12 protein-coding genes are annotated in these 15435 nt (G+C 63.9%); 4 read left to right on the forward strand and 8 right to left on the reverse strand.

The genetic code is table 11. From position 1 onward, the window contains the following. Positions 1-34 precede the first annotated feature (34 nt). The 6 genes from C8K61_RS02830 to C8K61_RS02855 form a co-directional block, all read right to left on the reverse strand. The gene (locus tag C8K61_RS02830; RefSeq protein WP_108094648.1) at positions 35-8671 is read right to left on the reverse strand and encodes a GH36-type glycosyl hydrolase domain-containing protein; all 8637 of its coding nucleotides are present in this window, start codon (positions 8669-8671) and stop codon (positions 35-37) included. 223 nt (positions 8672-8894) lie between these two features. After that, complete coding sequence (locus C8K61_RS02835; protein WP_108094649.1) at positions 8895-9635, reverse strand: Crp/Fnr family transcriptional regulator; 741 nt, start codon at positions 9633-9635, stop codon at positions 8895-8897. A gap of 140 nt (positions 9636-9775) precedes the next feature. Continuing rightward, the gene (locus C8K61_RS02840) at positions 9776-10069 is read right to left on the reverse strand and encodes a hypothetical protein (RefSeq protein ID WP_108094650.1); all 294 of its coding nucleotides are present in this window, start codon (positions 10067-10069) and stop codon (positions 9776-9778) included. Positions 10070-10105: 36 nt separating this feature from the next. Next, a complete protein-coding gene (locus C8K61_RS02845) occupies positions 10106-11140 on the reverse strand; it encodes an aldo/keto reductase (protein ID WP_108094651.1) in 1035 nt (344 codons plus the stop codon). Positions 11141-11268: 128 nt separating this feature from the next. Beyond that, positions 11269-11970, reverse strand: coding sequence for an MOSC domain-containing protein (locus C8K61_RS02850; RefSeq protein ID WP_108094652.1), 702 nt, complete (start codon positions 11968-11970; stop codon positions 11269-11271). Then, positions 11967-12533, reverse strand: coding sequence for a MarR family winged helix-turn-helix transcriptional regulator (locus C8K61_RS02855; RefSeq protein ID WP_108094653.1), 567 nt, complete (start codon positions 12531-12533; stop codon positions 11967-11969). The genes C8K61_RS02850 and C8K61_RS02855 overlap by 4 nt, the downstream gene beginning before the upstream one ends. Positions 12534-12675: 142 nt before the next feature. Here C8K61_RS02855 and C8K61_RS02860 point away from each other — a divergent pair, with 142 nt between their 5' ends. From C8K61_RS02860 to C8K61_RS02875, 4 genes are all read left to right on the forward strand, one after another. Then, positions 12676-12906 (forward strand): glutaredoxin domain-containing protein, encoded by a 231-nt coding sequence (locus tag C8K61_RS02860; RefSeq protein ID WP_108094654.1) that lies wholly within the window; start codon positions 12676-12678, stop codon positions 12904-12906. Positions 12907-12971: 65 nt separating this feature from the next. Then, a complete protein-coding gene (locus C8K61_RS02865) occupies positions 12972-13226 on the forward strand; it encodes a DUF2024 family protein (protein WP_108094655.1) in 255 nt (84 codons plus the stop codon). Positions 13227-13235: 9 nt separating this feature from the next. Then, positions 13236-13526, forward strand: coding sequence for a Rho-binding antiterminator (locus tag C8K61_RS02870; RefSeq protein WP_108094656.1), 291 nt, complete (start codon positions 13236-13238; stop codon positions 13524-13526). 237 nt (positions 13527-13763) lie between these two features. After that, positions 13764-14156, forward strand: coding sequence for an SgcJ/EcaC family oxidoreductase (locus C8K61_RS02875; RefSeq protein WP_108094657.1), 393 nt, complete (start codon positions 13764-13766; stop codon positions 14154-14156). A 377-nt stretch (positions 14157-14533) separates the two neighbouring features. Here the strand turns inward: C8K61_RS02875 and C8K61_RS02880 are convergent, their stop codons facing one another. Together C8K61_RS02880 and C8K61_RS02885 are read right to left on the reverse strand one after the other, a co-directional pair. Continuing rightward, positions 14534-14893 (reverse strand): hypothetical protein, encoded by a 360-nt coding sequence (locus C8K61_RS02880; protein WP_108094658.1) that lies wholly within the window; start codon positions 14891-14893, stop codon positions 14534-14536. 152 nt (positions 14894-15045) lie between these two features. Beyond that, on the reverse strand, positions 15046-15348 hold the full coding sequence (locus tag C8K61_RS02885) for a hypothetical protein (RefSeq protein WP_108094659.1): 303 nt from the start codon (positions 15346-15348) through the stop codon (positions 15046-15048). Positions 15349-15435 lie beyond the last annotated feature (87 nt).

Raw genomic sequence — 15435 nt, forward strand, 5'->3', positions numbered from 1 at the left:
CACGCTCCAACTGCCACGATGGCGGGCCGTGGCCTCACTGTCCGTGCGCTACACCACTTAGTGCCGGCGTGCCGACCGGGGGGCAAAGCAGGTGAACCTGGTGCTCGCGGCCGTCGTCGAGCAGTTCCAATACAGCCTCTTGTTGCAGCACGCCATCCAGGTGCAGGGTTGCCGCGACGCCAACGCGTTGCTCCACCTCGATAACGTACAGCGTGTTGCCGAAGCGGTAGCGCAGGCTGAAGCCGGGCCAGTCGGCAGGGATTACTGGCAGCAGTTGCAAACGCGTGCCGGTGCGCTGCAAACCCAGCAGCGACTCGACGATCAGGCGGTACATCCAGCCCGCCGAGCCGGTGTACCAGGTCCAGCCGCCACGCCCGCCATGGGGTGCCACCCCGTAAACGTCGGCCGCCATCACATAGGGTTCGACTTTGTAACGCGCCAGCGCCTCGTCGCTGCCATGGTTCACCGGGTTGATCAGCCGCAGCAGTTCCCAGGCGCGTTCGCTGTCGCCCAAGGCGGCGAAGGCCATGCTGGCCCAGACCGCGGCATGGGTATATTGGCCACCGTTTTCGCGTACCCCCGGCACATAGCCTTTGATATAGCCGGGGTCGAGGGCGCTGCGGTCGAAGGGCGGTTCGAGCAGTTGCACCAGGCCCAGGTCGCGGCGCACCAGGTGCTGTTCCAGCGCATTCATGGCGCTGAGCTGGCGATTCGGGCTGGCGGCTGTGGAGAGCACCGACCAGCTTTGCGCGATGGAGTCGATGCGGCATTCCTCGTTGCTGGCCGAACCCAGTGGGGTGCCGTCGTCAAAGTAGGCGCGCCGGTACCAGGCGCCGTCCCAACCGTGTTGCTCTAGGTTCTCGCGCAGCACCGCGGCGTGGCTTGCACAGCGTTGAGCGAAGGCTGGGTCGCCATGGGCGCGGGCCAGCGGGGCGAACTGCAGCAGCACGTGGTAGAGGAAAAACCCCAACCACACACTTTCGCCGCGGCCCTGTTCGCCGACCCGGTTCATGCCGTCATTCCAGTCGCCGCCGCCCATCAATGGCAAGCCATGGGCGCCCATGTTGAGGCCATGTTCCAGGGCACGTACGCAGTGCTGGTAGAGGCTTTCCTGCAGGCCGCTGTGGCCGGGCAAGTCGAAGTAGCTTTCTTCGCCGGCATTCAGCAAGCGGCCTTCGAGGTAGGCCACCGGCTCGTTCAGTACGGCCTGGTCACCGGTAATGCGCAGGTAGCGGCTGGTGGCCAGCGGTAGCCACAGATAGTCGTCCGAGCAACTGGTGCGCACCCCGCGGTTTTGCGGTGGATGCCACCAGTGCTGGACGTCGCCCTCGATGAATTGGTGAGCGGCGCACAGCAGCAGGTGCTGACGACACGCCTGCGGGTTGGCATGCAGCATGGCCATGCTGTCTTGCAGTTGGTCGCGAAAACCGATGGCGCCACCGGACTGGTAATAACCACTGCGTGCCCAGAAGCGGCAGGCGATGGTCTGGTACAAGAGCCAGCCGTTGGCCAGCACGTCAATGTGCGGCTCGGGCGTGCGGATCTGCACGGCACCCAGGGTGGTGCGCCAGTAGTCACGCACCTGTTTGAGCGCGGCGGCTGCGGCGCTGTTGCCACGCGTCTGCAGGGCGAGGGCAGCGGTGCTCGCGCGGTCCGCGCCGGCACCGAGGCGGAAGGTCAGCGCCTGGCTTTCACCTTCGGCCAGTTGCAGTTCCACGCGAATGGCCGCGCAGGGGTCCAGGCCACCGCCGGTGCGTCCGGACAGGCGTGTTTTGCTCATCGCTGCCGGCGCATTGAGGTGGCCGTTGCGGCCGAGGAACTCGCTGCGATCACCACTGTGGCTGCGGGTTGCGCCATCCACATCGAAGAACGCCACGCGGCCGGGAAAGTCGATGGAGAAGGCATTGCGCGCATACACCACGCCATTCGGGTCGGCGTCGGTGACCACATGCATGGCGGCTTTCTCGCGCAGGTCGCCGAGCACCCAGGCGACGTAGCCGGTGACCGACAAACGCCGCGGTTGGCTGCCGGTGTTGCGCAGTTTCAGGTGGGAAAACTTCACGGCGGCGTCCAGCGCCACGTACACCCACAACTCACTGTGGATGCCATCTTCTTCGTGTTCGAAGACGCTGTAGCCAAAGCCGTGGCGGGTCACGTAGGCGCCGTTGCCGGCCCGCGGCAGGGGCGTCGGTGACCAGAAGTGGCCGCTGTCCTCGTCGCGCAGGTACAGCGCCTCGTCGCTGCCATCGCTGACCGGGTCATTGCGCCACGGGCTCAGGCGGAACTCGTGGGCGTTTTCGGCCCAGGTGTAGGCGCTGCCGCTTTCGCTGATCAGGGTGCCGAAGTCGGCGTTGGCCAACACATTGGACCAGGGCGCCGGGGTGCTGCAGCCTTGCCCCAGGCGAATCACGTACTCGCTGCCATCGGCGCTGAAACCACCGTATTGATTGCCCAACAACAAGGGCGGCAGCGCCGGTGCCGGGACGGCCACCTGGCGACGGGGCACCCGCAGTTTGCCGGCGTCGAAGCGCGGCAAGGGTGGCTCGGCGCGGCGTTTGTGTACCTGCTCGGCCAGGCTGCCACGCCCATCGCTAAGCACCAAGCGTGCGACGGCCAGCATCAACAAACGGTCTTCGCTGGAGAGCTGCTGGGCCGGGCGCACAAAGATGCCGCCGGGTCGATCCACCAGCGCTGCTTCGCTGCCGGAGGTCACCAGGGCCATGATCAAATCCTGCAGCTGTTGCCGGTAACCGGCCTGGTCTTCGTTCCAGATCACCAGGTCCACCGCCAGGCCCTTTTGCCGCCAGTAGGCGTGGGCCTGCACCAGTTGCCGCACCAGCTCGATATTGGCGCTGTCGGCAATCTGCACCAGAACAATCGGCAAGTCGCCGGAAATCGCCTGGCCCCACAGGCCCGACTGGTTGCGCTGGTTGCTAGCCAACAGCGCCGCGTCGCCGCGCAGGGCGGCATTGGTGTAAACAATCGCCGCGGCCATCTGCTCGAACAGGCGCGCATCCGACAGCGAGGCGTTGAGTTGCCGCAGCAGCACTTGGCTGTGGGTCCAGGCCAGGCCAAACACCCGGTCGGCCAGGTGCCGGTCGCGGTATTTGTCGATCAGTTGCAGGCAGTGCTCGCGGCTTTCGCCGACGCCGGTGACCAGGTCGATGGTGGCGCTCTGGCCGGGGTCGAGGCTGATCCGGCAACGGATCGCCACAATCGGGTCGAGCACCGAACCGGCGCTGCCGGACAAACGTTCGGCGCCGCCGTCCATGGCGGCCGGGTGGCTAAGGTTGCGCCCGCGGCCGATAAAACGGGCGCGGTCGGTTTCATAGGAAATGGCCTCGATATCCACCCCGTGGGCGGCCAGCAGGTGGCACATCCACGGCACCGTTTCATGGCTGGAGCGCGGCCGCCGGCTGCACAGAATGGCTTGCAACGGCAGCAGCAGCTCGGTCTGTACAAACAGCTTGCTGAACGCCGGGTGCAGGGCATCGGCAATCGGGTTGGCGAGCACCACTTCGGCGTAGCTGGTCAGCTCCAGGGTGCGCCGCACGCGGGCGCGGTTGGTGATGTGCAGGCGCCGCAGTTCGATGTCATCTTCGGGGGAGACGACAATTTCGGTGTGCACATCGAACTCGCGCTCACGCACGCGGAATTCGGCGCGGGCATCGGTGAAAATCGCTTCGTAGCTGGCCACCGGTTGCAGCGTCGGTTGATGGGCGCTGGACCAGAAGCTGCCGCTGGCAACATCGCGCAGGTAGCAGAACAGGCCGTGGTTGTCGGCGCTGATGTCTTCCTGCCAACGGGTCACCGCCAACTCGTTGCAGCGGCTGTAACCACCGCCGGCACTGCTGACCATCACGTGGTAACGGCCGTTGGACAACAGCTGCACCGCCGGGCGTTTGCGGTCCGGGTCGGTGTACACCCGCAGCTTGGTTTCGGTTTTCCGCGCGGCGGCATCGGCGCCAGGTGCGTGGGCCGCATGCAGGTACTGGGCGGCGGTTTTCGGCACGCGCTCTTGCAGCAACAAGGCGGTGGCTTTGAACTGCGGGTCGGACTCGAAGCGCCGCTGCATCGGCCGGTCCAGTAACACATAAGCCAGTGCCAGCAGGCTCATGCCCTGGTGGTGGGCCATGAACGACTGCACCACCGCCTGGCTCTGGCCACGGGGCAGGCGCGCGGGGGTAAAATCGACCGCCTCGTACAGCCCATACGCACCCGTCAGGCCCATACCGGCCAGGCGCTGGAGATTTTTGCAGGCCGCTTGCGGCGCCACCATCAGTGCCAGCACCGAGGCATAGGGGGCGACCACAATGTCTTCGCCCAAACCGCGTTTAAGCCCCAGCCCCGGCACGCCGAACGCGCGGTACTGGTAATTGAAATGGGCATCGAGAATGTAATAACCCGACTCGGAAACACCCCAGGGCAAGCCGAGCTGATTGCCATGTTCGATCTGCCGCGCCACGGCGGCTTTGCAGGTCTGGTCCAGCAGGGTGCCGGCGTAGGTGGGCATCACCAGCTGGGGCATCAGGTACTCGAACATCGAGCCGGTCCAGGACAGCAACACCGGTTCGCCGCCGGTGCTGGTCAGCAAGCGCCCGAGGGTGAACCAGCCTTCTTGCGGCAACTGGCCCTGGGCGATTACCACGAAGTTGGTCAGCCGCGCTTCGGAGGCCAGCAGGTCGTAGTAGGAGCGGTCGAGGCGGTTTTCGTCGGCGTTGTAACCAATGGCGAACAGGTCGCGGGTGGGCTCGTAGAGAAAACTGAAATCCATCTGCGCCAGATCCCCGGCCAGGCGCGCCAGACGCGCGGCAGTGGCGCTGCGCAGCCTGGCATAGGCACGCACACTGGCCACCTGCGCGCGTTGTGGCGCCGGCCACAGCTCACTGTCGAGCTGCGCCAGTTGCGCCCAGGTGCTCGGCATCTGCCCCAGGCGCTCGTCGCTGGCTACCGGCAGGCGGATATCCGTCAGCTCGCTGCTGAGGTCATTGCAGTGGCTGAGCAGCAGCTGCAACCAGTGCTGGGCGTCGCTGTCCGGCGGCAGTTCGCAGCTGGCCCAGAGTGCTTCGGCCTGGTTGAACAGCTGGTTGACCGCTTGCCAACTGGCTTCCAGATCGGCGGGCGGGTTGGCGTGGCTCAGCGCCAGGGTTTGTTCCAGCGGCGTCAGCTGCTGTTCGTCGAGCCCGGCGCTCAGCCAGGCCGCGCGCAGCACCGCGACGGTGTCGGCCAGGCCGTTGAACAGGCGCGGGCCGAACAGTGCTTGCTCAGGCAACTCCAGCAGGCCGGGGCGCAGGGTCAGCAGCAGGCCGGCGAGGTTGCCGCTGTCCACCGTCGACACGTAGTGGGGCGGCAGCGGTTTCAGGGTCTGGGTGTCGTACCAGTTGTAGAAGTGCCGACGATGGCGCTCCAGGCTGGCCATGCTGTTCAGCGTCAGCTCAACCCGCAGCAGCAGCCGCGTCGCGCTCAGGTAACCGAAATCGTAGGCCGCCAGATGGGACAGCAGGGCCATGCCCATGTTGGTCGGCGAGGTGCGGTGGGCGACCACGGCCAGCGGCTGTTCCTGCACATTGTCGGGCGGCAGCCAGTTGTCTGCCGGGCCGACGTAATGATCGAAAAACGCCCAGGTCTTGCGCGCCAGTACGCGCAGAAACAGCAAGTCTTCGGCCCGCGGCGCAAACGCGCTGAGCGCCCGCGGCCGGCTCAGCCACCAGGCGATGCAGGGGCTCAGCCACCAGGCCAGCAAAAACGGCGCGGTGCTGAGCCAGGCCAGCGGCTGTGCGAGCAACAACACGCCGAGCGTGGTCGCCAGTGTTGGCGCCACCCACATCAGCCGGAACAGCCCGATCAGGCTGTTGCTGCTGGCGCGCTCGACTTCCCGCGACGGGTTCCATTGCAGCAGACGGCGCTGGCTGATCGTCATGCGCCACAGGGTGCGGGTGATTGCATCCAGGCTCAGCAGCGCTTCAAAGGGCAGCCACACCAGGGCCAGCAGGGCACGGCTGAAGTGCTGGCTGGCGGCCCAGGCGGTTACCCGCAGGTGTTGGCCGAGGGGAATGTCATGGGCTTTGCGCAGCAACTCCAGCAGGGCATTGAGCAGCGGTTGGGTGAGCACCAAGAGCAGCACCGCCAGGGTCCAGGACAACCCCGAGGGCAGGTAGCACCAGCCCCAAACCAGCATGCCGAGAAAAGCCAATGGCTCCAGGCTGCGCCGCAGGTTGTCGACGATTTTCCAGCGCGCCAGGGCATCGAGCCGTGAGCGCTGGCTGCCGGCAGACAGCTTCGGCACCCAGGGCAGTAACCACGGCAGCAGTTGCCAGTCGCCGCGAATCCAACGGTGCCGGCGTTTGGCGTCGGCGCTGTAGCGCGCCGGGTATTCTTCGTACACCTGCACATCGCTGAGCAGACCGGAGCGGGCATAACAACCCTCGATCAGGTCATGGCTGAGAATGCGGTTATCCGGAAAGCGTGCGCCCAGGGCGAGCTCGAAGGCATCCACGGCATAGATGCCTTTGCCGATGAACGAGCCTTGCTGGAACAGGTCCTGGTACACATCGGAAACGGCGCGTGTGTAGGGGTCTACGCCGGCATCACTGCCAAACAGTTGCGCATACAGCGAGCGCCCGACGCTGGGCAGGCTGATCCCTACACGCGGCTGCAGAATGGCGTAGCCGCGGGTCACGCGTTGCTGTTGCGGGTCGTAGACCGCCTGGTTGAGTGGGTGGGCGATGGCGCCGACCAGTTGCCGGGCGACATCGCGGGGCAATTGGGTATCGGTGTCCAGAGTGATCACATAGGCGACCGTAGCCAGGGCCTGGATATCGCCGACAATCAGGGCAAAACGCTCCAACCCGTGGCCGCGTAACACGGCATTGAGCTCGGCCAGCTTGCCGCGTTTGCGTTCGTGGCCCATCCACACGCCTTGCGCCGCATTCCAGCGGCGAGGGCGGTGCAGCAGGTAAAAGAACGCCGCGCCGGACGCCGGGTATTTGCTGTTCAACTCGCGGATCAGCTGCTCAGCCAGCTGCAGCAGTTCTGCATCCTGGGCCAGCACGGCACTGGCGGCGTCCATAAAGTCGGTGAGCAAGACGAAATGCAGATTGGCGTCACGGTTGGCGAGAAAACGCACCTCCAGGCCTTCCACCAGTTCTTCAACGTCGCGCACTGTGGCGATCAACGTCGGCACCACCACCAGAGTGCGCGCGTTGTCGGTGATGCCTTCGCTGTAATCCAGGCGCGGCAAACTATGCGGCGCCACGGTCAGGGTGACCAACCAGTTGACCAACCCCAGCGCCAGGCCGCTGGTCATCACCAGCGCGGCGGCGCCCAGCAGCCACAAGCCAACAGGCCCAAGGCCGGCCTGGGCGGCGCTGTGCACAAAGGGCCAGGCCAGCAGCAGACTCAAGGCCGCCATCGGCGCCAGAAAGAAACTCAGCGGCGCCTGTTGCAAGAGGTTCTGCCAGGCTTCGCCGAACGGCGCACGGCAGCCCAGTTGACGTTCCAATAGCGGACGGCCGCGGTCGATCAGGTAATACCCCACGTGGGTCTGCAGCCCCGGCGTAGCGTCAGCGTCCGGGCTGGCAACGGCCAAGGCCAGTGCCGCGCGGGCGACCTGTTCCTCACTGTGGGCGCTGTTGCGCGCCAGGCGCTCGATCACATGGCGGTAGTGGTCGCGGGTGGCGAAATCCATGTTCGGGTAAACCCCGGCCGGGTCGTCGTACAGCACCTGTTCGACCCGGCTGAGGCGTTCGACAAAGGTCTGCCAATCGGTGGCCGCCAGTACCCGTAAACTGCGGATGCTGTTGCTGATCGACACCTGCTCGGCCGCTTGCTGCTGGGCATCGAGCTGCACCAGGCGCTCAATGTTCAAACCGGCCTCGGCGAGCATCTGCTCGATCCAATTAAGCGGCAGGATCAACGCCGCGCTTTGCCCCTGCAGGCGCCTGGCCAATTCGGCGACGAAGGAGCTGGTCATCGGCGGCTGCGAGCGCGCCATATCGGCCACGGTCAGCACCACGCTTTTGGCGTCACTCTCCACCGTTTCGCTCAACCGGTCGGCCCAGTCATTGGCCAGGTTGCGGTCGTCCCAGTTGGCCATCACCCGCGAGGCCACGCGGCGCAGGTTATCGATCAGGGCCAGGCGCAACATGATCGGCACGGCCCACAGCTCGCCGAGGGTCAGCGGTTCTACCGTCTGATAGGCCTGCAGAAAGCGGGTCAGGCTGTCGCTGTCGACGCGCCCATCGCCGTGGGAAATGGTTTGCAGGGCAATGTCGTAAACCCGCGGCAACCCCTTCGACGCACCACTGGCCAGGCGCGGCAATTCGCGGCTGTAGCCGCGCGGCAGGTGTTTACGCGCGGTGCGGATCTGTTCTTCAACCAGGTAGAAGTTGTCCAGCAGCCATTCCGCCGCCGGGGTGGCGCGGCGGGTCGCGGGCGGTACTTCGGTCAGCAGGGCGCAACTGCGGGCCAGCAGCCGTTCGTTTTCCGTCAATCGTGCCAGCAGGGTGTCGGCGCGGGCGCCGCTGGCCAGTTGGTGACTGCTGGCCAATTGCATGCCGTGGTTGGCCAACTGTTCGGCGCTGAACAACTCGGCGCGCAGCACCGGCTCGTATTCAAACTTCGGCGGTGAGGGGCGAATAAACGCCGACACCCGATTCCATAGGCTGTTCATCAGTTCCTTGGCCGCCAGCCCTGAGGCCTGCGTGGCGGTGATGACATGCGGCGTCAACGGGCACCGCTGGAGGGGCCGAGGCCCTGGGGACGGCGGAGCTGACTACGGGGATGGAGTGGCGCTCGGCCGGGTTTCAGTGTGGGCGGCGAGGGCGCGGGCTGTATGTCTGCTACCGCACATAGCGGCGCGGCAGGCTGCTCAAACCTGCCGAGCGGGGCGTGGCTCAGGTCTGACGCGGTGAGTGCAGGTAGGGCAACAGGCGATCGGTTTCCTTCTTCACCACGGCATAACACTCACAGCTCAACCGTTCGAGCTTGGGCCGGTCGAGCACGGTGATATGCCCGCGGCTGTATTCGATCACCCCCAGGCGTTGCAGCTTGCCGGCAGCATCGGTGACCCCTTCGCGGCGTACCCCGAGCATGTTGGCGATCAGCTCCTGGGTCATTACCAACTGGTTGCCGGGCAGGCGATCAAGCGACAACAACAGCCAGCGGCAGAGTTGCTGATCAATCGAGTGATGGCGGTTGCACACCGCCGTCTGCGCCATCTGGGTGATCAGTGCCTGGGTGTAACGCAGCATCAGTTGGAGCATTTCGCCATGCCGGGCGAACTCATCCTTGAGGCGTTGCCCGGCCAGGCGAAACGCCTGCCCGGCACTCTGCACGATGGCCCGGCTGGGGGTGCTTTCACCGCCCATGAACACCGCCACGCCGATCAGCCCCTCATTGCCGACGATGGAGATTTCCGCCGACGCGCCGTTCTCCATCACATACAGCAGCGAGACGATGGCATCGGTGGGGAAATACACATTGCGCATGGCGCCGCCCGACTCGTAGAGCACGTCGCCGAGGGCCAGATCAATGGGTTCCAGATGCGGGAAAAGGCGCTGCTGCACCTCATCGGGTAAGGCTGCTAGCAGATGATTGCTCAACGGGGAGGGTTGAGGAGGGGATGCTGCAGACATGACAACCACCTGGTAAAGGCCACGCCGGCTGCTGCCCACGTGGTGCACAACAGCGCTGGTCGTGCAGGCCGTGGGCTGCACGCGGTTGCCGGGTTGCCTCTTGGTTGTACACGCGATTGGCGCGGGTGGATACGCAATGTTTACCGTGGTTGCTGATCGCCAGGCGGGGTGGGCTGCTCGGTTTTGGGCTTCGGGTTCATCAATTGCACGGTCAGAATAAAACGCGCCGGCACCAGCGAGAGCAGGGCGAGCATGCCCAGCACGGCGATGGTGGTGATACCGCCGACCGTGCGATGCAGGTCGGTAAACAGCGCCAGCCCCACGGCCAGCACAAACACCGCCAGACCAAACCACTGCAAGGCCAGCGCCCAGCGAAAAATGCTCGACTGGCGCACCGTCTGCAAATGGCGAGTGGACTCTTGATCGGGTTCCATCATCGGGCCTCGGTGTGGCGGTGGGTCTCTTATCTGTCAGCGAATCGCCCGCAGGGTTGCATCTATTAGCTCGCCTTTGCCGCCGGCCAGCGCCGGCGCCGAGGCAGCCACCACGTCGTGGGGGAAACCCAGGGTAATGGCGCTGGCGCTGTCCAGGCGCTGGAGCTGGGCGGGCGTCAGCTGTACCTGCAGCGCAGCAAGGTTGTCGACCAATTGCGCGTGGGTGCGCGGGCCAATGATCGGCAGTGTGCCCTTGGCCAATACCCAGGCGATGGCGATCTGCCCAGGGGAGTGCCCGGTTTCTTCGGCAATGCTCAGCACGGCATCGACGGTGGCGGTTTTGCGCTGGTCGCTCTCGTCGTGGATCACTGCGCCCAGCCCTTGCGCCCGACCGGTTTCGCCGTTGCGGTATTTGCCAGTGAGCAAGCCGCCGCCCAGGGGTGACCAACTGACCTGGCCCAGGTTGAAGCCGGCCGCCATCGGCAGCAGCTCACGTTCGGCCGAGCGCTCCACCAGGCTGTATTCCAGCTGCACTGCGGCGACGCCGGCCCAGCCTTTCTGCTCGGCCAGGGTGGCGGCGGTGGCCACGCGCCAGGCGGGGAAGTCCGACAGGCCGGCATACAGCACTTTGCCCGAGCGAATCAGCTCATCCAGGCTGCGGGCGATTTCATCGATCGGGGTGACGCCGTCGGGCATGTGCACCCACAGCAGGTCGATATGGTCGGTGCGCAAACGCTTCAGGCTGGCTTCCACCGAGCGGCGCATGGCCTTGCGACTGTTGCCGCTGGCTTGCAGGCCGGCAGTGGGCGAGTCGCCGAGGGAGTACTTGCTGGCCAGGATAATGTCGTCGCGCTCGCTGGCAATGAACTCGCCGAGCATCGCTTCCGACTGGCCAAACTGGTACTGGTCAGCGGTATCAATGAAATTGCCGCCGGCCTCACGGTAGTGGCGGTAGATGGCATGGGCGTCTGCCTGGTCGGCGCCGTAACCCCAGCCTTTGCCGAAGTTGCCGGTGCCCAGGGCGAGTGACGATACCCGCAGGCCGGTATTGCCGAAGATGCGGTAACGCATGACAAATTCCTCCCGGTTTATGGTCCGTCGGCGCTGCCGGACGGTGTGGCAACCATGCTGCGGCGAAGCGCGCCGGAGGGCCATCAGACCATGGGGTGGAGGGATCATCTGTTGGTATGAGTGGCGCGTTATAGGGCCGCAGTCGGGCCCTGCAAGCGCGGGCTCCAATCCTCGACCTGACGTTTTTCCAGGCGCCGTTCCAGGGTGCGGCGCCACGAGCTGGCCAGCGGCAGGGCCAGGCAGTCGCGCAGTACCTGCAGCTCCACATCCTGACTGAACAGCACCGCCGATAACCGCGCCAGCGGCCACTCGGGGTGCGGCCGCGCTTCCAGCTGCAAGGTCTGTTGCGCTTGCACTACACCCGGTTCCAGCACCCGGTAGTACCAGCCGGTGCGGCCACTTTGCTGCACGCGCAGGGCCATGTCGGCGACGCCAAAACGGTCGCTGAGCTTCCAGCACGGCATACGCCCCTGGGACACCTCCAGCAATGCCGTGCCAGCACGGATGCGGTCGCCCAGGCAGATGTCCTGTTCGGTCCAGCCGCTGCTGCTGAAGTTCTCGCCAAACGCGCCTGGGCCGGCCAGCAGGGGATGTTCGCCCAGCTCGGCAGCCCAGGCTGCGTAGTGCTCGCGGGGGTAGTGGTGGATGGCTTTTTCCACGCCGCCGTGGACGCGCAAGTCGCCTTGCTCGTCGCTGTGCAGGCCGTTGACGCTGATCTGCAGGGCGCCGCTAACCGGCTTTTTGGCGATGGCGCTGAGCGTGCCCGGGCGGCTGAATGGCACGGCGCGGCCGGTGAGCAGGGTGTCCAGGACGACTGTGGTAAGGGTCATTCGAGCTCCTCCGGGCTAAGGGGGAATTGGTGTTCCCAGCAGATCAGCTCGACCTCATGCGCCGCCAACGGCTCCTGGGTCAGGCCGCAGAAGGGCTGGCCATTGACCGTCTGGTGGTAGAAACAGCTGTTGCACAGGCCGAAGCTGGGCACGTCTTCATTGCGCTGCACATTGCGCAGCAGATCGCTGAGCAACCATTCCAACTCCACCGCCTGGGTGCCCATGCGTAACGCCGCATCGGCAAGGAAGGCGGGTGGCGTTACTGCGGCGACCAGGCTGCGCGCTTGTTCGCTGAGCTCCAGATGCACGCTGCGCTTGTCCTGGGGGTTCTGGGTTTTGGCAATAAGGCCTTTGGCTTCCAGCGCTTTCAGCGACTGCGACACCGTGCCCTTGGTCAGCCCCAGGTAATCGGTGACCGCCAGCGGCGTATTGGAATAGCGGTTACAGCGCGCCAGATACACCAGGGCACTCAACTGAATGGGTTGCAGGTCGGCCAGCAATGGGTGCTGGCGAAACCAGGCCCGGGTAAGGCTGGACAGGCGTTCAAGCAGATCAAAAAGCACCCTGGAGAACCTCGCGGCAATGGGCCAATAGAAAGCGCCAATAAATGGTATCGAATAAATACTATGTCGGCAAAGCCAGCAGTGGCGTAGCGTTCGCATTGTATCGAATCGATACCAAATTAAAAAGCACTGGAGAACTGCCATGACTACCGCTCGCTACTACCACGCTGGTTGCCCCGTTTGCATTGAAGCCGAACAGACCTTGCTGGGCCTGCTCGACCCGGCCATCAAGGTCGAAATCGTCCACCTGGGCGAACAGGCTCAGCGCGTCAGCGAAGCCGAAACCGCCGGGGTGAAATCGGTACCCGCCCTGGTGGTCGACGGCCAGGTGCTGCACCTGAACTTCGGCGCCGCGCTGGCCGACCTCAAGTAAATCGACCACCACCCGCTCGCCCGAACAGCCCGAGCGGGTGTGGCACTGCAACCCGGAGACTCCCCATGAAAGTGAAGATTTTCGACACCCATGTGCGCACCCGCGATGGCCGCTACCTGCATTTCGATGTGGTCACTGCCGGTGGCGACGACGCCCAGGCCAGCCAGATCGCCAGCGACTGGTTGGCTGCCCAGGGCCTGGCGGCCGACGACATCCAGCAAAGCCAATGCCTGTACTGCCACAGCGAAATTGCCGCCGAGCCGGTGGTGCAAGCGATAGCGCAGCAGGGCTACTACATCATCACCTTGCAGGGCTTCTAGGAGACCATCATGACCACGCACCGCTATCAACCACTGGACTGCGACCTGCACGACTACCTGGAAATCGCCTGCATGCACGCCTACCCATTGCGGGTGGAACTGGTGGATGGCAGCGACTTCCAGGCCCAGGCCCAGGCCCTGACCACCCGCACGGCGCCCAGCAAAGAGGAATTCCTCACCTTGCGCAGCGCCGAGGGCGAACACGACATCCGCCTGGACCAACTATTGGCGATCACGCCGCTGAGTGAACGGGCGCTGTTTGGGCGGGTGGAGTTGGGTAATGCGGTGTGTGGGATTTAGGCCTCAGCTGCGGCGCTGTGCTGCCATGCACTTGATCTCCAGCAGCCGCGCGGGATCAGCGGGTTGAAATTTATCGCCTATTGCACGACATTGGCGCCATGCACAACCCACCATCAACCGCCGCCGTTCAGATTATTACCACCGTCGACTAGACGGTGGGAACGCGCAGCGCGCTAAACCCGCCAACCAGGCGGGTTTTTTATGGGCTCGCCTCCCAGGCATTTTCGGAGAGCAACCATGAGCACTACCCAGCAAACCCTCAAACGCACCATCGAAGCCGCTGATCGCGCAATCACCGCCGAAGACTTCGACGCCCTGATGGACTTCTACGCCGACGACGCCACCCTGGTGGTCAAACCCGGCCTCAACGCCACCGGCAAACCCGCCATCCGCCGCGCCTTCGTCGCCATCGCCGAACACTTCAACCACAGCATCCAGGTTACCCAAGGGCAGATGCAGGTGATCGAAGGCGGCGACACCGCGCTGGTGATCATGGAAACCCATCTGCACACCGCCGATGCCGGCGATATCACCCGGCGCGCTACCTATGTGTTTCGGCAGATCGAGGGGCGCTGGTTGTGCGTGGTGGACAACTCGTATGGGACCGGGTTGTTGGATGCGGGGGGCTAGGGCGTTTGATTTTTAACGTTGCTGAGGCGAACCGATCAGGTGCGAACACATAGTTGGATTAGCAGTCTGCTTGCGGGCGAAGCGGACTCTTTTCACTCAAAGTTTAAGATCAAAAGCTCGCGGCTAAAGCCCCTCCCACGATGGATCGAGATTCCCTGTGGGAGGGGCTTTAGCCGCGAACTTTTTGCTTTCTTTCAACAGCAGTCAAAGGTCTATTCCTGGCTAGATTTCAACTGTTCACGACTGGCTGCTATCGGCTGTGGACTCAACCGGTCGACGCAACGGACTGGCTAAAATCGGCCAATAGGAGCCTGTCGCGAGCGGCAATAATCGGCCAGGGCGCCTCCCACGCGAGTGGTCGTCAACCCCTAGCCTTGCTACCAGAGAGAGGAACAAGGCTTCACGGCGATTACCACGGACGCTAGTAACGACAGAACAAGATAAACCTTCGAGGCGTCTTTCACCCGTAACCCCAGTCCGACGCGGAATAACGACAACAGCGAGACGCTACACCCTAATACAAATAACCCGTCCAGATCCGCACCTGGACGGTTCCATACGATGCCTAGCCACAACAGCAGCGGCAGGATAAGAGCCAAGCTGTCATATTTCAGATTCGGGGTATTTCTGCGGATGCAAAACAGCAACGCGATCAGCGCAAGGCTGGCGCCGGTGTAATACACCACGCCAACAATTGGCGCGGCAAAGAGGAAACCTTTCAGAAAACTGGCATCCATGACCGTTCCCTTTTATTCAGACTGATCCAGCCAGTCGCGGTCTGGACTGTAAACAGATAATGGCGGGTGACTGTTTCCTCCTTCGACTCTCGACCGTGAACGGCTGCAACCTCATACAGCAAAGGTTTTCGAGCGAGGAAACAGTCCGATGGCTAACTATTCAGCTTTGCCGCCAGAAGCGCCCGTTCCTTCGTAAGCGGCTTGAGCACACCTGGCGACTTCGGTGTGTGGAGATAGAGGAAATAACGATCGTCGGAGCTACGCAGAATTCGATAAGTCTGGTGTGCTGAGTTTCCGTTTGACGGCATCATTTTATCTAAGAGCAATTCGTAACTGCCAACCTCCAAGAGCGCCAGCGCCGCTTCAAAGTCAGCCTTTCTCTCACGACTCGCTTGCCTCATCTGGAAATACACCCAGACTGCAAGCAAGCAGCCGAACACTAAAAAAAGCGTCATTCGGGAAACTCCAACAGCGCGTGGATAAGGGGCGCTAGAAGATCACTACTCTCTAGCGTTGCGCCTACAAAGCCACATGTATCCTTT

The sequence above is a fragment of the Pseudomonas sp. GV071 genome (assembly GCF_003050835.1).
Classification (GTDB): Bacteria; Pseudomonadota; Gammaproteobacteria; order Pseudomonadales; family Pseudomonadaceae; genus Aquipseudomonas.

Coding starts and splice junctions, on each gene's coding strand:
- C8K61_RS02865 (WP_108094655.1), top strand. CDS start 12,972: ATGAAAGTGAAGATTTTCGACACCCATGTGCGCACCCGCGATGGCCGC.
- C8K61_RS02845 (WP_108094651.1), bottom strand. CDS start 11,140: ATGCGTTACCGCATCTTCGGCAATACCGGCCTGCGGGTATCGTCACTC.
- C8K61_RS02875 (WP_108094657.1), top strand. CDS start 13,764: ATGAGCACTACCCAGCAAACCCTCAAACGCACCATCGAAGCCGCTGAT.
- C8K61_RS02835 (WP_108094649.1), bottom strand. CDS start 9,635: ATGTCTGCAGCATCCCCTCCTCAACCCTCCCCGTTGAGCAATCATCTG.
- C8K61_RS02840 (WP_108094650.1), bottom strand. CDS start 10,069: ATGGAACCCGATCAAGAGTCCACTCGCCATTTGCAGACGGTGCGCCAG.
- C8K61_RS02870 (WP_108094656.1), top strand. CDS start 13,236: ATGACCACGCACCGCTATCAACCACTGGACTGCGACCTGCACGACTAC.
- C8K61_RS02885 (WP_108094659.1), bottom strand. CDS start 15,348: ATGACGCTTTTTTTAGTGTTCGGCTGCTTGCTTGCAGTCTGGGTGTAT.
- C8K61_RS02830 (WP_108094648.1), bottom strand. CDS start 8,671: ATGAACAGCCTATGGAATCGGGTGTCGGCGTTTATTCGCCCCTCACCG.
- C8K61_RS02850 (WP_108094652.1), bottom strand. CDS start 11,970: ATGACCCTTACCACAGTCGTCCTGGACACCCTGCTCACCGGCCGCGCC.
- C8K61_RS02880 (WP_108094658.1), bottom strand. CDS start 14,893: ATGGATGCCAGTTTTCTGAAAGGTTTCCTCTTTGCCGCGCCAATTGTT.
- C8K61_RS02860 (WP_108094654.1), top strand. CDS start 12,676: ATGACTACCGCTCGCTACTACCACGCTGGTTGCCCCGTTTGCATTGAA.